This window comes from Mesorhizobium sp. U510, assembly GCF_059180695.1.
Genome location: NZ_CP180532.1, coordinates 4,404,233 through 4,418,207, shown reverse-complemented (window position 1 = coordinate 4,418,207; position 13,975 = coordinate 4,404,233). Strand labels below are relative to the sequence as shown.

Sequence of the window (13,975 nt, the reverse complement as noted above, 5' to 3'; positions counted from 1 at the left end):
GAATCGAAAAATCATGCGCAAACGGACAATCTTCTTCACGTGCGTCACCGTCGCCTTGGGAGGTATCTGGCTCAACAACAGCTCATTGCTGTCGAGCCGTCCTGCCGGCTTTCCGGCAGTACTTGCCCATCGCGGTCTTGCCCAGGATTTCGACCGCACGGATCTTGGGTCCGACACATGCACGGCCAGTCGCATGCTGCCGCCGCGCCATGCCCACCTCGAGAACACGATCGCCTCGATGGAAGCTGCCTTCGCGCTTGGCGCGGACGCGCTCGAACTCGATGTCCACCCGACGACGGACGGCAAGTTCGCTGTCTTCCACGACTGGACGCTGGATTGCCGGACCGAAGGCAAGGGCGAGACCCGCGGCCATTCCATGACCGAGTTGAAGACGCTCGACATCGGCTACGGCTACACGGCCGATGGCGGCAAGACCTACCCGTTTCGCGGCAAGGGGATCGGTATGATGCCGTCGCTAGACGAGGTCCTGTCGCACTTCCCGGCTCGCCGCTTCAACATCAACGTCAAGAGCAACGATCCCCATGAAGGCGAGGCGCTCGCTGACTGGCTCGCCAAGCTGACGCCCGCGGAGCGCGGCTACCTTTCGGTCTATGGCGGCGACAAGCCGATTGCCGCGGTCAAGGCGGCGCTGCCGGACATGCATACGCTGAGCCGGGCGTCGCTCACGCAATGCATCGCACGATACGCCGCGCTGGGGTGGAGCGGATATGTTCCGGATGCCTGCCGCCAGGGCATATTGCTGATCCCCATCAACGTCGCCAAATGGATGTGGGGTTGGCCCGACCGTTTTCTCGACCGCATGCAGGACGTCGACACGCGCGTCTACCTACTCGGCCCCTATTCGGGCGGCGGTTTTTCGCAAGGGCTGGACGATCCCCAACTCATCAACCAATTGCCGGATGGCTATTCCGGCGGCATTTCCACGGATGCGCTGGATCGCGTCATGCCTGTGATCAAGCAGCGTTTTGCATCCTAGGCCAGCCGGCCCGCTGTTGTGCCCCTTCACCCCCTTCGATCGCAACCTCTTGATGCGAACGTGATGAAACCGGGACCACGCGGCTATCGTTTCGACGCATCCGACGCCCGCGCCCAACCCAACGCCGAGCGCCTCTGATTATAGGAGGCTTCCTTGAAGCGAACTGTCACCGCCATTGCCATCCTGCTTGCCGCCCTATCCGCTGCCGAAGCAAGGCGCATAGTTCCACCAACAGTCATGAATGATCCGCTGGGTCGCAGCCTCAGCCCAGCCTTGACGCCTGGTGCGAGCGATCTCATCGACAACACGCCAACCTCGACCATCCGCGAGGTGCACACTCCGGCCGGTATGTCGCCCCTGACCGTGCCCAGCGACCCGACTGGCACGTCCCTCGAGCCGACGCAGCCAATCAGCCCGCAAGCTCCCGCGACGGCCTTGCCGCTGGCGCCGGCTCCTGCAAACTGACGCCGTGCGATGCGGATCAGAGAAGGATGCGATATCTAGCGAACCCCGCTTCGCCCTCGCCCGCCGGTTCGATCTTCAGCGACTTCACATCGGCAATGAAATCCTTTGCCTTGACGCCTGTCTCGAACACGACGCTGGTTCCCGGCAGCGGTGCGAACGACCAGTTGCCGTCGACCGACGGGTTGATCGTGCCCTGGCTCACAATGTAGCGAACGATGACGTCGCGGTTGGTGTCCGGCGCCTCGTAGATGATCTTCGAGGCATTGATATCGGGGAAATTGCCGCCGCCGCCGGCCCGGTAGTTGTTGGTCGCGACGACGAATTTCTGATTGGGATCAATTGGTTTTCCGTCGAACATCAAGTCGGCGATGCGGTTGGCGCCGGCGTTCGCCACTCCGCCTTTGGCATCATATTTCGGCGGCTGCGACAGGTCGATCTTGTAGGAGACGCCATCGATGACGTCGAAATTGTAGGACGGGAAATCGGTGTTTATGAGCGCCTGGTCAGCCTTCCCCACCTCGATCTTGTTGAAAATGCCGGCCGACATCTCCAACCATTCCTTCACCTGCGCCCCCGTGATCTCAACGGCCCGCACGGTGTTGGGGTAGAGATAGAGGTCGGCGACGTTCTTGATGGCAATGTCGCCGGCCGGCACGTCGGTGTAGTAGTCGGCGCCGTTGCGCCCGCCCGCCTTGAAGGGAGCAGCGGCCGACAGCAGCGGCACGTCCTTCCACTGCGTGTTCTTGAGAATGTCCTTCAGGTACCAGGTCTGCGCCTGGCTGACGACCTGCACCGACGGATCGTCGGCGACCAGCGCGAAATACGAATAGAGCGGCGCGGAGGTCTTGCCGACCGGGCGGCGCACATAGGCCAGGGTCGCCTGATGGTCCTGCTCGAGCGCCGCGATGACGCGCTTGTCGTCGGGGACAGTCGGCTTGTTCTTGTTGTCGACGCGCTCGAAGATCGGCCGCGCCTCGGTGGTCGCCGAGACGACCTTCCATTTCGATCCGTCACGCTCCAGCATGAGGTCGATCAGACCCATATGCGAGCCCCAGAAGCCGCCCATCACGGCGGGCTTGCCCTGCAGCGTGCCTTTCTGCGTGTCGACGCCTTCGAGCGACTGGAAGTCCTTCTTGCCGGGGAACACCAGATGCTGGTGGCCGGTGAAGACGGCATCGATGCCATCGACACCGGCAACGAAGAACGAGGCGTTCTCCATCATGTCGCCCTGCTTCACGTCGATGCCGGAATGCGAGAGCGCGATGACGATGTCGGCACCCTCCTCCTTCATCTGCGGCACCCAGGCCTTGGCCGCCTCGACGATGTCTCGCGTCTTGACGTTGCCTTCGAGATTCTTGAGGTCCCAGACCATGATCTGCGGCGGCACGAAGCCGATAATGCCGATCCGGATTGGCTGCTCGGCGCCCGAGCCGTCCTTGATCTTCTTGTCGAGGATCACATAGGGCTTGAGATAGAGCTTGTCGTCACGCGGGTTGGCGGCAAGCTCCGTGCCGCGGACCAGATTGGCGCAGACGAAAGGGAAATTGGCGCCGGCCAGCACCTTGTCCAGGAAAGACAAGCCATAGTTGAATTCGTGGTTGCCGAGTGTCGAGCACTCGTAGCCCAGCAGGTTCATGCCTTTCATGATCGGATGCAGATCGCCGTCCTTCAGGCCTTTTTCGTAGGCGATGTAGTCGCCCATCGGATTGCCCTGCAGCAGGTCGCCATTGTCGATCAGCATCGAATTGACGGCTTCCTTGCGCACCGCGTCGATCAGCGACGCCGTGCGCGACAGGCCCATCGTGTCGTTGGCTTTGTCGGCGTAGTAATCATAAGGCAGCACGTTCACATGGATGTCGGTGGTTTCCATGATCCGAAGATGCGCCTGGTTGGCCTGCGCCCGGGCAGAGAAGGGATGAAGCACGATCAGCGCCCCTGTGGCTGCGGCGCCGGCGAGGAAACCGCGGCGGGAGACGGGATGGAGAAGTTGCGACATGTTCTCTCCTCATTGACAACGTGACACGCCCTGCCCGGCAGCGAACTTCGCGCCGAATTCGGCTCAAGTCCACTCAACAAGTCGCGCGCATCCGCACATCAATCCATCAGCGAGAGATGACGGGCGGATGAATGGGACAGTGGAGAAAAGTCAGGCCTTGTCGTCATCGCCCTGGGTGATCAGCCGGGCGCTGCGCTGGCCCGTGACGTAGATCCATAGCCAGCTCAGGGAAACCGCAAGCCGGTTGCGGAAACCGATCAGGAAATAGATGTGCGCGATGCCCCACAGCCACCAGGCGAGCCAGCCCGTGAGCTTGATCCAGCCGAAATCGATCGCGGCTGCGCGTTTGCCGATCGTCGCCAGATCGCCGGCATGTTTGTAGTGGAATGGTTGCACGGTGTTGTCACCGGCGAGCCTGGCCTTGATCGTCGCGGCGACGTGGCGACCCTCCTGCTTGGCGGAAGGCGCCACGCCGGGTACCGGCCGACCATCGGGCCGCAGCACAAGGGCGGCGTCGCCGATGACGAAAATCTCCCGGCTGCCGGGCACGCTGAGGTCATGCTCGACGAGCACCCTGCCCGCGCGGTCCGCCTTCGCACCCAGCCATTCGGCGGCGGGCGAAGCGGCAACGCCGGCTGCCCACAGGATCGTTCGGGCTGCCAGTTGCTTGTCGCCAAACACGACACCTTCGGCGTCGCAGCGCGTGACGGCCCGGCCGAGCTCGACCGTCACGCCGAGCCGCTCGAGCGCCTTGCTGGCGTATTCGGAGAGTTCTGGCGCGAAATTGGCCAGGATGCGGTCACCGGCCTCGATCAGCACCACGCGCGTTTGCCGCGTGTCGATGTTGCGGAACTCGCCGCGCAGCGTGTCGTGCGCCAGCTCGACGATGGTGCCGGCCAGTTCGACGCCAGTCGGCCCGCCGCCGACGATCGCAATGGTCAGCAGCGCCTGGCGTCTGGCGGGATCGGTTTCCCGCTCGGCCTGCTCAAAGGCCAGGAGAATGCGCCGCCGAATGGCGGTGGCGTCCTCCAGTGTCTTCAGGCCAGGCGCGAAAGGCTCCCATTCGTCGTGGCCAAAATAGGCGTGACGGGCGCCGGTGGCGAGCACCAGCGTGTCATAGGCGACGGCGCTGCCGTCATCGAGCAACACGCGTTTGCCGGTACGGTCGACGCCGGCGACGTTGGCCAGAAGCGTCGTCACGTCCTTGCGTTTGCGCAGAAGATGGCGAATCGGCCAGGCAACCTCGGAGGTCGCCAGCGCGGTCGTCGCCACCTGATAAAGCAGCGGCTGGAAAAGATGGTGGTTGCGCTTGTCGATCATGGTGATGCGCACGGGCTGTCCAGCCAGCGCGTGGGTGAGTTCGAGGCCGCCGAACCCCGCGCCGACGACGACAACATGGTGGCTGGCCTGGTTCATCTCATTCACCCTGATGGCAAGATACCTGTCCCGGATGTAGGTATTTTTGTGCAATGCAACAACAGAAGGATAGTGCCCGGGACTCGCCGTCCCATGTCGTGAATGCACAAGTTCTATCGTGTCGCGAGGTATAGCGTCACCGAACACGCTATGAGGTGACGCATGGCCAACGATCATGACGACCAGGGTCCGGGACAGTATGCCTCGCCTCCCTGCTTCATGCACGAGTTCGATCCGGAATTCCGGGCGCCGCTGTCCGACTGGACCGATGTGCGGCGCTGGCGCAAGGCCGAACGCGAGCGACTGATCGCGGGCCGCCTTGCTGTTTCGGCCGACGCGCGAGCAGCAATGTCTCGGCGCATCGCCAAAGGGCTCGACACGATCATCGGCGAGATCCGCGGCCGCATGGTCAGCCTTTACTGGCCGTTTCGCGGCGAACCGGATCTGCGATCATGGATGGCGTCCGTCAACGAGCGCGGCGGCCGCACAGCGTTGCCCATCGTCGTCGAGAAAGGACACCCCCTGATCTTCCGTGCCTACAAACCGGGCGACCGATTGGAAAAGGGCGTCTGGAACATTCCGATCCCGGCCGAGGGCGATCCGGTGCTGCCGAACATCGTCATCGCGCCGATCGTCGGCATTGATCCGGCAAATTATCGCCTGGGTTATGGCGGCGGCTTCTTCGACCGCACACTGGCCGCCATGCCCGTCAAGCCGCTGGTCATCGGCGTCGGCTACGAACTGCAGCGCATCGCCACCATCTATCCGCAGCCGCATGACATTCCGATGGATCGGATCGTCACTGAAGCCTGAAGCCCGTCTAGAGCAAGGTCAGGCCGGCAAGCTCAAGCCATCTCAGGCTTCATGCCCATGGCGGTGCGGTCGACGATTTCGCGCAAGGCGAAGGACGAGTTGATCTTGGTCACGTGCGGCATGGCCGACAGCCATTCCTTGTGGATGCGCTCATAGTCGACCAGATCTTTCGCCGCGATGCGCAGGATGTAGTCGTACTCGCCCGACATCAGGTGGCAGGACAAGACATTGGGGCAGCGCTTGATGGCTGCTTCGAAATCCGACAGCGTCTTCTCGAACTGGCCCGACAGCGATATATGCACGATCGCCGTCATCTGATGACCGAGCGCGGCATTGGACAGCCGGGCGTGGTAGCCGCGAATGGTTCCGGATTTTTCCAAATTATCGAGCCGGCGCGAACAGGCCGACTGCGACAGGCCAACCTTCTCGGCGAGCGCCGCATTGGGTATCCTGCCGTCCTTCTGCAAAGTCTCAAGAATGGCGATATCGATCCTGTCGAGCGGCATTTTTCGTGAATCCTGCGAATATCCTGCTAATTCACGCAAGGATTATCGAAACCGACCTGCCCGCGCAAGCGCATTCGCAAACACTTGCGAGCCGATTCATGGTTCACTCCAACAATACAGGGAGTGAGCCCAAAAGGGCCCGGATCAGGAGAAGAAAATGCGCGTCGGCTGCCCCAAGGAAATCAAGAACCACGAATATCGTGTCGGCCTCACGCCAGGCTCGGTCCGCGAATATGTGGCGCACGGCCACGAAGTGCTGGTCGAGGCCGGCGCCGGCGCCGGCATCGGTGCCGATGACAACGCCTATCGCGCCGCCGGCGCCACCATCGCCAAGACCGCCGCCGACGTATTCGCCAAGTCGGACATGATCGTCAAGGTCAAGGAGCCGCAGCCCAATGAGTGGGTTCAGCTGCGCGAAGGCCAGATCCTCTACACCTACCTGCATCTGGCTCCGGATCCGGAGCAGACCAAGGGCCTGCTCGCTTCGGGCGTCACGGCGATCGCCTACGAAACCGTGACCGACGATCGTGGCGGCCTGCCGCTGCTCGCGCCGATGTCGGAAGTCGCGGGTCGCCTGTCGATCCAGGCCGGCGCCACGGCGCTGCAGAAGGCCAATGGCGGCCGCGGCGTGCTGCTCGGCGGCGTGCCTGGCGTGCTGCCCGGCAAGGTCACCGTGCTCGGCGGCGGCGTCGTCGGTCTGCACGCGGCCCGCATGGCCGCCGGCCTTGGCGCCGATGTCACTATCATCGACCGCTCGATCCCGCGCCTGCGCCAGCTCGACGACCTCTTCGCCGGCCGTGTGCACACCCGCTACTCCACCGTCGAGGCGCTCGAGGAAGAATGCTTCTCGGCCGACATCGTCGTCGGTGCCGTGCTGATTCCCGGTGCCGCGGCGCCGAAGCTCGTCACCCGCGAAATGCTGTCGGGCATGAAGAAGGGCTCGGTGCTGGTCGACGTCGCCATCGACCAGGGCGGCTGCTTCGAGACCTCGCATGCGACGACCCACGCCGAGCCGACCTACGAGGTCGATGGCGTCATCCACTATTGCGTCGCCAACATGCCAGGTGCGGTGCCGGTCACCTCGGCCCACGCCCTCAACAATGCGACGCTGCACTACGGCCTGCAGCTCGCCGACAAGGGCCTGAAGGCGCTGGTCGACGACCATCACCTGCGCAACGGCCTCAATGTCCACAAGGGCAAGATCACCAACCGGGCGGTCGCCGAAGCGCTCGGCTACGAGTTGGTCGAGCCGAAGGCTGTTCTGGCCGCCTGATACACCCAGAAAAAGTCAACTTGCTATTGTTGCCCGCCGGTCCACGCCGGCGGGCTTTTTATTGGCCGATCCAGGGCAGCGGCCTGGTTACTGGGCAGAACAGTACCAACCGCAGGTTTTGGTTTGCCTAAAACTGTTGCATATTTGTCATTCCTGGTCTGACCGACTCCCTGCTAGAGACGCGGTGGGTTTATTGATTAGGGGTTGGGCTATGTTTCTTCGCGTTTCTGCGAAATCTGTCCTTTTGGGTACCGTTTCTGCAGTGGCTTTGATGTCGGTCGCGCATGCGGCTGATGTGGTGCAGCCGGTCGAGGCGTCCGGTTTCAACTGGAGCGGTGCTTATGTCGGCATCGGTGGCGGATTTGGCGCCAGTGTGCACAAGTTCAGCGTGGCGCCGATTGTCGACTTCAACGGTATCGGCGGCAATGGCGTCTTCGGCGAACTGACCGCTGGCTACGACTATATGGTCAATGAACGTTTCCTGCTCGGCGGCTTTATCGATGCCAATATCGGCAATATCGGCCCGTCGATCAGCATTCCGGACGCCGATATCGACCTGACCAATGCCTACGGCTTCGACGTTGCCCTTCGCGCTGGCTACCTCCTCAATCCAAGCACGCTCGGCTATGTGCTCGGCGGCTATAGCTGGCAGCATTTCAAGCTGGACGGGTCTGGAGATGCCGATGGGCTCGAATTCACCGAGAATCGTGGTGGCTATGTTCTCGGCGTGGGTATGGAAACCGTGCTGAGCGGTAACTGGACGCTGAAGACCGAGTATCGCTACGCGAACTATGGTGACAAGTCGGTTATTGATTTTGGCGGAGGTGCTCTGAACGTCGAGCCGTCCACCCACACCTTCCATATCGCCGCCAACTATCGCTTCGGCGCTCAGAGCGGTGGCAGCGCCTCATTTGCGGCCCCGACCTACAACTGGACCGGCTTCTATGTTGGTGGTGCGCTTGGCGCCGGCACGGCGGTTCACGACCTTGGCGTCGACCTTGGCGGCGGCGGCGCTCTCGATCTCAATGGCATTGGCAGCGAAGGCGTGCTCGGCGAAGCCAGCATTGGTTATGACTACGATTTCGGCAGCTGGGTTGCCGGTGTACAGCTCGATGGCAGCTATTCTGGAATTCGCTCCAAACTCGACATCCCTGGCGGCTCGATCAAGCTCGACAACGATTATGGCTTCGATGCTTTGGCCCGCGTTGGCGCCAAGGTCAACGAATCGACCCTTGCCTATGTCATCGGCGGCTACAGCTACCAGCATTTCGATCTGCACGCTTCGGACCCGGTCGGCGATATCATCGATTGGAGCAAGAGCGGCTTCACGGTGGGTGGCGGCCTCGAAACAGCTGTCTCGAACAATGTGACGGTCGGCCTCGAATATCGCTATTCGCAATTCGCCAAGAAGGACTTCTCGTCGGAATTTGGCGCACCGGATGGTACACTCACCGACAAAGCTTCGTTCCAGACCGTGCGCATCGGCGCGAAGTACAAGTTCAACTAAAAGCCCTCCAGGCTAAAGTTGCGGCCCGCCGGCCTAGCCGGCGGGCTCTTTTTTGCGTTGAAGGCTTGCGCAGAACCCAAGGCAACAAAAAAGCGGAGCCAAAGCCCCGCTTCCTCGATATCGAGATCGCCGCCGGTTCATCCGCGGTCGGCCAATCTATCGACACTCGCGTTCTATCCGACCTATGCGACGGGAGTACGACAGGCTTCCTGGGCGCAATCCTTTGCGTTTCAGGCTCGCTCAATCCGGCACTGGTAGCAGTTGTTACGCGCCGAGCGGACATGCACGTAGGCGATGTCATCGCGCTCGAACAAGGTCTCGGCCCGTGCCGCAATTGCGTCGGTAGGAATGACCCCGCCACTGCCGTAGACGATTCGATCATCCCTGCCATAGCCGCGCACGATGTAGTCCGGGCTTTCGAGGACCTCGGGAAGCAATTCGGTCTCGGCCGCACGCTCGCACTCTTCCGCATGCAGAAAGATCGGCCCGGTTTCGGCATAGGGCTGAAGCTCCGGAAAGGGGCGGTAGGCAAGAATGAGATAGGCATCGCCGGCGGCGATGTTCTTCAGGCAATGGCGGCAAGGCATGCCGTCGCCGTCGGAAATCCTCAGCTCTGGCGTCTGGCCGTAAGCATCGGGACCGCCGCGTTGCAGCGTCCTGACTTGTTCGCTGGGTAGCGCTTTGAACTGAATGGCCATGGTGAAAACCTCCGGTTTGCTGACCGGAAATTATGTGGTCGGGCCAATGCTTCCCACCCGATTCTTGCCAAGGCATAGAGGGACCGATCCGATGTCGGTCCCTCCCATAGATCAAAAGCATCATCGATAGCGCCAGCCAATTAAAATACGCCAGCTCATTAAAGTTGACCGAACCCTGGTTCACCGAATGAAATCGTCGAAGCGTCGCAATGTCACCCTGCGATTCCGCCAGTTTTCGTTCTGCGTCGGCACGAGCAGGAACTCCTCGCCGTAGCCAACGGTTTCCAGGGCATAGCCGGGCACGCCGAATTCGCGCACCAGCGTGCGTTTCAACGAAGCGGCCCGTTGTTCGGACAGGATCTGGTTCGACTGGAAGGAACCGACGGCATCGGTATGCCCTTCGATCAGCACGCGGGCGCCGGGATCGCGGCGCAGGATGCGCTGCAGCGCGTCGGCGATATTCTCGATCTTGTCGTATTGCGAACTGGAAATAGCGGCCGAGCCAAAAGCGAAATTGATCGACTGGATGTCGATCGAGCGCGCCATGCGGCGCAAATCCGGCCGGCGCTTGAATTCGCGGATGGTGACACGCTCGTTCGGCCGCAACTTCACCCGGGGCGTCGCCTCGAGCTTGCGCTCGATCGTCGCGGCCGAAGGCGTCGTCGCCTGGGCGGCGGCAAGGCTCGGCATGGCGATCGCTGCGATCAGCGCGACGACAAGTGTACGGCGTGTCAGCATGTCTATCCTCCTTCGGCCTCAGCCGCATTGATGATGCGGGCAAGATGCCAAAGGCAGGCTGAAGCGCCGATGAACGGCCGGTTCAGGTTCCGGCCGATTTCGGATTCCAGCTGAAATCAGGGCCGCATGACGCTGGCCGAGCGCTCGGCGAAAGGCAGCGGATGCACGACCTCCTTCTTCTGCGCGACCGGCTTGAAGCCGAGCTTCTGGTAGAGCGGCAGAGCCGCCGGATGGTCCAGCGTGCAGGTCTGCACCGTCACTCGTTTTGGCCCATACGACCAGGCGGCTGAAATCGCCGAACCCAGGAACCAGCGGCCAATGCCTTGCCCGGTGGCATGTTCCATCATGCCGAAATAGGCGAGTTCGACTTCATCAGGCAGATGCGGCTTGAGGTCAAAGAAGCCGGCTGGCGCGCCGTCGAGGTAGAGCACCCTGATGTCACGGTCCTCGCGGTGGATGCCGGCCGAAAGCTCCTCATCGTCCAGCCTGAGAACATTCACCCAATGCCATTTGCGCCCGACCCGGTCCATCAAATAGCGATAGAAATGCAAGGGGATGTCCTTTGTCTTCAACAGCGCGACCTGGCGGTTGTAGGGCACTGGCGGGGAGACCGCAGGAGGGGCATGCATTTCGAGAAAAGTCACCGTGACTTCAATGTCCTGCAGCACACCGTTTTCCATCGCGTTCATTCCTTGCTGGCCTTGGCGGGGCCGGCCTTAGCGGGGCCGGCCGTCGCGGGGCCGGTCACGACAGGCGTGTCGGAGAGCCCGCCCCATTCCGTCCATGAGCCGTCATAAAGCCTGTTGTCGGTGTGGCCAAGCGTCTCCAGCGCGAGCGTAACCACCGCGGCGGTGACACCGGAGCCGCAAGATGTGATGACGGGCTTCGACAGGTCGATGCCGGCGTCCTCGATCACCTTGCGCAAACGGTCCTTCGACAACAGCATGCCGTTTTCCGACAGTGCGGAGTACGGCACGTTGCGTGCGCCCGGCATATGGCCGGAGCGGATTCCCGCGCGCGGCTCGGGCTCGACGCCGGTGAAGCGGCCGGATCCACGGGCATCGGCAATCTGGCTGGCGCCGGTCTCGACGATCCGGCGCATGTCGGCGAGGCTGGCGACGCGGCCGGCGTCGAAGTCGGCATGGAACACGCTTGGCGCGATCTTCGTCGGCTCGGACGTTACCGGGCGGCCGGCCGCCTTCCAAGCGTCGAAACCGCCATCCAGAATATAGGTCTGGAAAACACCCATGATGCGGAACATCCACCATGCCCGGGGTGCCGAGAAGAAACCCGGACCATCATAGACGACAATGGTGTCATCGGCGGACACGCCCATCGCACCGACATATTGCGCGAAATGCTGAGGCGAAGGCAGCGTGTGCGGCAAGGCAGCGTCGGGATCCGACACCGCGTCCTGATCCAGGAAGCGGGCGCCTGGAATGTGGGCGGCATTATATTCGGCGCGCGCGCCGCGCTTCTGCGCCGGCAGGTACCAGGACGCGTCCACGATGGTCAGGCCGGGCTCGCCCAGGCGCGCCTGCAGCCAGTCCGCATCGACGGTGAAAGGACTGTCTTCGGCCATTCTGGTTCTCTCTGTTCCGGGTAGGGCAAGGTTGCGTGTCAGGCGGCCGGCATCGGGCCGAAACGGATGCGGAAGCGCCTGTTCTCACGGCCCTTCTTTTCCATCTTGCCGATGTGGATTTCACCGATTTCGCCGGTGCTTTTCACGTGTGTGCCACCACAGGGCTGGCTATCGACCGCGCCATTCTCACCAATGCAGACCAGGCGAATCTTGCCGGTGCCGACCGGCGGCCGGACATTCTTCGACTTGACCAGGCCTGGGTTCGCGGCGAGTTCCTCGTCGCTGATCAGCCTAGTGAAAATCGGATGATCGGCGCGCACCAGATCCATCAGGCTCGCGGTGACCTCTTCCTTCGAGAAGCTGGCGTCCGGAATGTCGAAATCGACCCGGCTATCGTCCTCGGAAACCGCCGCACCGGTGATCGGAAACGGGCAAACGACCGTAAGCAGATGGCAAGCCGCGTGCATGCGCATCAACAGGTGCCGACGTTCCCAGTCTATCGCGAGTTTGACCTTCTCGCCAACCGCCAGGGCCGCCTGCTCCGGCGCCGGCACGTGGATGATCTCGTCCTTGGTCTCACCTGTGATGGTGGCGGCAATGACGATGCGGCTACCGTCGGCACGTTCGAGATAGCCGGTATCGCCCGGCTGGCCACCCGAGGTGGCGTAGAAGATCGTCCGATCGAAAATGATGCCGCCACGATCATTGACGGCAGCAACCGCCGCATCCGCCATGGCGAGATAGGAATCGTCGCGAAACAGCGCTTCCGTCTTGTGCGCCATCATGCGACCTTTTCGAAAGGCACCGAAATCTTGCTCTGCAGTTCCATCCAGCCCGGCACCGGGAGATTCTTCTCGCGCAGGAATTCCGGATTGAACAGCTTCGACTGGTAGCGCGTGCCGTAGTCGCAAAGAATGGTCACGATGGTGTGGCCGGGGCCCAATTCCCTGGCAAGCCGGATGGCGCCGGCAATGTTGATGCCGGTCGAGCCGCCGACGCACAGGCCTTCTTCCTGGATCAGGTCGAAGACGATCGGCAGCGCGTCCTCGTCCTTGATCTGGAACGAGAAATCCGGCGTGAACCCTTCGAGATTGGCGGTAATACGCCCTTGCCCGATGCCTTCGGTGATCGAACTGCCTTCGGACTTCAATTCGCCGCTGGTGTAGAAACTGTAGAGCGCGGCGCCAAGCGGGTCGGCAAGCGCGATTTTCACATCCTTGTTCTTGGCCTTCAGCCCGAAAGCGACGCCGGCCAGCGTGCCGCCGGAACCCACCGCCGAGACGAAACCGTCAACCTTGCCGCCGGTCTGAGCCCAGATTTCTTCCGCCGTGGTGCGGATATGCCCATCGCGGTTGGCGACGTTGTCGAACTGGTTGGCCCAGATGGCGCCGTTGGGCTCGGTCCTCGCCATCTGCTCGGCCAGCCGTCCCGACAGTTTCACGTAATTGTTGGGGTTCTTGTAGGGCACGGCCGGCACCTCGATCAGCTCGGCGCCGAGCAACCGGATCGTGTCCTTCTTCTCCTGGCTCTGCGTATCGGGAATGACGATGACCGTGCGATAACCCAGCGCCTTGGCGACCAGCGTCAGCCCGATGCCCGTATTGCCCGCCGTTCCCTCGACGATGACGCCACCCGGCTTCAACAGGCCGCGCCGTTCGGCGTCGCGGATGATGAAAAGGCCGGCGCGATCCTTGACCGATTGCCCCGGATTCATGAATTCGGCCTTGCCCAGGATCTCGCAGCCGGTTTCTTCGGACGCTTTGTTAAGGCGGATCAGAGGCGTGTTGCCGATCACGTCGATCACAGAACGGGGCATTCAAGATTCCTTGTGTGCATGCGCCGAAACCCTAGAAACCCGAAGCTTCGGTTTCAAGGCAAGAATTCACCTGGTCCAGTCGCATTTCCGGCACTGCTGTGCGTCTACACCCCTTGCAGCCTGCTCGATATCCCAAAGTTCATTTGCACCCGTGGTCGAAAAGCACTC

General features: G+C 62.1%; 14 protein-coding genes. 5 read left to right on the top strand and 9 right to left on the bottom strand.

What is annotated here, in order from left to right:
• The first annotated feature begins 13 nt into the window (after positions 1-13).
• Positions 14-997: a glycerophosphodiester phosphodiesterase family protein gene (locus ACLGL5_RS23195; protein WP_069092122.1), complete on the top strand. Its 984-nt coding sequence runs from the start codon at positions 14-16 to the stop codon at positions 995-997.
• 153 nt (positions 998-1,150) lie between these two features.
• A complete protein-coding gene (locus ACLGL5_RS23190) occupies positions 1,151-1,462 on the top strand; it encodes a hypothetical protein (RefSeq protein WP_141700934.1) in 312 nt (103 codons plus the stop codon).
• 16 nt (positions 1,463-1,478) lie between these two features.
• Here the strand turns inward: ACLGL5_RS23190 and ACLGL5_RS23185 are convergent, their stop codons facing one another.
• Together ACLGL5_RS23185 and ACLGL5_RS23180 are read right to left on the bottom strand one after the other, a co-directional pair.
• The gene (locus ACLGL5_RS23185; RefSeq protein WP_064982901.1) at positions 1,479-3,458 is read right to left on the bottom strand and encodes a bifunctional 2',3'-cyclic-nucleotide 2'-phosphodiesterase/3'-nucleotidase; all 1,980 of its coding nucleotides are present in this window, start codon (positions 3,456-3,458) and stop codon (positions 1,479-1,481) included.
• A 150-nt stretch (positions 3,459-3,608) separates the two neighbouring features.
• Complete coding sequence (locus ACLGL5_RS23180) at positions 3,609-4,874, bottom strand: NAD(P)/FAD-dependent oxidoreductase (protein WP_069093411.1); 1,266 nt, start codon at positions 4,872-4,874, stop codon at positions 3,609-3,611.
• A gap of 162 nt (positions 4,875-5,036) precedes the next feature.
• Here ACLGL5_RS23180 and ACLGL5_RS23175 point away from each other — a divergent pair, with 162 nt between their 5' ends.
• A complete protein-coding gene (locus tag ACLGL5_RS23175) occupies positions 5,037-5,687 on the top strand; it encodes a 5-formyltetrahydrofolate cyclo-ligase (RefSeq protein WP_083246755.1) in 651 nt (216 codons plus the stop codon).
• 32 nt (positions 5,688-5,719) lie between these two features.
• Here ACLGL5_RS23175 and ACLGL5_RS23170 read toward each other — a convergent pair whose 3' ends face one another.
• Positions 5,720-6,193: an Lrp/AsnC family transcriptional regulator gene (locus ACLGL5_RS23170; protein WP_010909317.1), complete on the bottom strand. Its 474-nt coding sequence runs from the start codon at positions 6,191-6,193 to the stop codon at positions 5,720-5,722.
• A gap of 157 nt (positions 6,194-6,350) precedes the next feature.
• On the opposite strand from ACLGL5_RS23170, the gene ald reads away from it, so the two are divergent.
• On the top strand, positions 6,351-7,466 hold the full coding sequence (gene ald, locus ACLGL5_RS23165) for an alanine dehydrogenase (protein WP_019858003.1): 1,116 nt from the start codon (positions 6,351-6,353) through the stop codon (positions 7,464-7,466).
• Between the two features lie 211 nt (positions 7,467-7,677).
• Entirely contained in the window at positions 7,678-8,973 is a 1,296-nt protein-coding gene (locus ACLGL5_RS23160; RefSeq protein WP_069092121.1) for an outer membrane protein, read from the top strand.
• 230 nt (positions 8,974-9,203) lie between these two features.
• On the opposite strand, the gene ACLGL5_RS23155 is transcribed toward ACLGL5_RS23160, so the two are convergent.
• The 6 genes from ACLGL5_RS23155 to ACLGL5_RS23130 form a co-directional block, all read right to left on the bottom strand.
• A complete protein-coding gene (locus ACLGL5_RS23155) occupies positions 9,204-9,671 on the bottom strand; it encodes a DUF1203 domain-containing protein (protein ID WP_064982896.1) in 468 nt (155 codons plus the stop codon).
• 180 nt (positions 9,672-9,851) lie between these two features.
• The gene (locus tag ACLGL5_RS23150) at positions 9,852-10,409 is read right to left on the bottom strand and encodes an OmpA family protein (RefSeq protein WP_064982894.1); all 558 of its coding nucleotides are present in this window, start codon (positions 10,407-10,409) and stop codon (positions 9,852-9,854) included.
• A gap of 116 nt (positions 10,410-10,525) precedes the next feature.
• A complete protein-coding gene (locus ACLGL5_RS23145) occupies positions 10,526-11,089 on the bottom strand; it encodes a GNAT family N-acetyltransferase (protein ID WP_027046818.1) in 564 nt (187 codons plus the stop codon).
• Between the two features lie 5 nt (positions 11,090-11,094).
• On the bottom strand, positions 11,095-11,991 hold the full coding sequence (gene sseA, locus ACLGL5_RS23140) for a 3-mercaptopyruvate sulfurtransferase (protein ID WP_069092120.1): 897 nt from the start codon (positions 11,989-11,991) through the stop codon (positions 11,095-11,097).
• A 38-nt stretch (positions 11,992-12,029) separates the two neighbouring features.
• Positions 12,030-12,773 (bottom strand): alanyl-tRNA editing protein, encoded by a 744-nt coding sequence (locus tag ACLGL5_RS23135; RefSeq protein WP_069093409.1) that lies wholly within the window; start codon positions 12,771-12,773, stop codon positions 12,030-12,032.
• Entirely contained in the window at positions 12,773-13,807 is a 1,035-nt protein-coding gene (locus ACLGL5_RS23130) for a cysteine synthase A (RefSeq protein ID WP_019857998.1), read from the bottom strand. The genes ACLGL5_RS23135 and ACLGL5_RS23130 overlap by 1 nt, the downstream gene beginning before the upstream one ends.
• Positions 13,808-13,975: the final 168 nt, after the last annotated feature.

Excerpts from the sequence above, each read along its gene's own strand:
- ACLGL5_RS23135 (WP_069093409.1), bottom strand. The coding sequence starts at position 12,773 with ATGGCGCACAAGACGGAAGCGCTGTTTCGCGACGATTCCTATCTCGCC.
- ACLGL5_RS23155 (WP_064982896.1), bottom strand. The coding sequence starts at position 9,671 with ATGGCCATTCAGTTCAAAGCGCTACCCAGCGAACAAGTCAGGACGCTG.
- ACLGL5_RS23175 (WP_083246755.1), top strand. The coding sequence starts at position 5,037 with ATGGCCAACGATCATGACGACCAGGGTCCGGGACAGTATGCCTCGCCT.
- ACLGL5_RS23195 (WP_069092122.1), top strand. The coding sequence starts at position 14 with ATGCGCAAACGGACAATCTTCTTCACGTGCGTCACCGTCGCCTTGGGA.
- ACLGL5_RS23185 (WP_064982901.1), bottom strand. The coding sequence starts at position 3,458 with ATGTCGCAACTTCTCCATCCCGTCTCCCGCCGCGGTTTCCTCGCCGGC.
- ACLGL5_RS23160 (WP_069092121.1), top strand. The coding sequence starts at position 7,678 with ATGTTTCTTCGCGTTTCTGCGAAATCTGTCCTTTTGGGTACCGTTTCT.
- sseA (WP_069092120.1), bottom strand. The coding sequence starts at position 11,991 with ATGGCCGAAGACAGTCCTTTCACCGTCGATGCGGACTGGCTGCAGGCG.
- ACLGL5_RS23180 (WP_069093411.1), bottom strand. The coding sequence starts at position 4,874 with ATGAACCAGGCCAGCCACCATGTTGTCGTCGTCGGCGCGGGGTTCGGC.
- ald (WP_019858003.1), top strand. The coding sequence starts at position 6,351 with ATGCGCGTCGGCTGCCCCAAGGAAATCAAGAACCACGAATATCGTGTC.
- ACLGL5_RS23145 (WP_027046818.1), bottom strand. The coding sequence starts at position 11,089 with ATGGAAAACGGTGTGCTGCAGGACATTGAAGTCACGGTGACTTTTCTC.
- ACLGL5_RS23150 (WP_064982894.1), bottom strand. The coding sequence starts at position 10,409 with ATGCTGACACGCCGTACACTTGTCGTCGCGCTGATCGCAGCGATCGCC.
- ACLGL5_RS23130 (WP_019857998.1), bottom strand. The coding sequence starts at position 13,807 with ATGCCCCGTTCTGTGATCGACGTGATCGGCAACACGCCTCTGATCCGC.
- ACLGL5_RS23170 (WP_010909317.1), bottom strand. The coding sequence starts at position 6,193 with ATGCCGCTCGACAGGATCGATATCGCCATTCTTGAGACTTTGCAGAAG.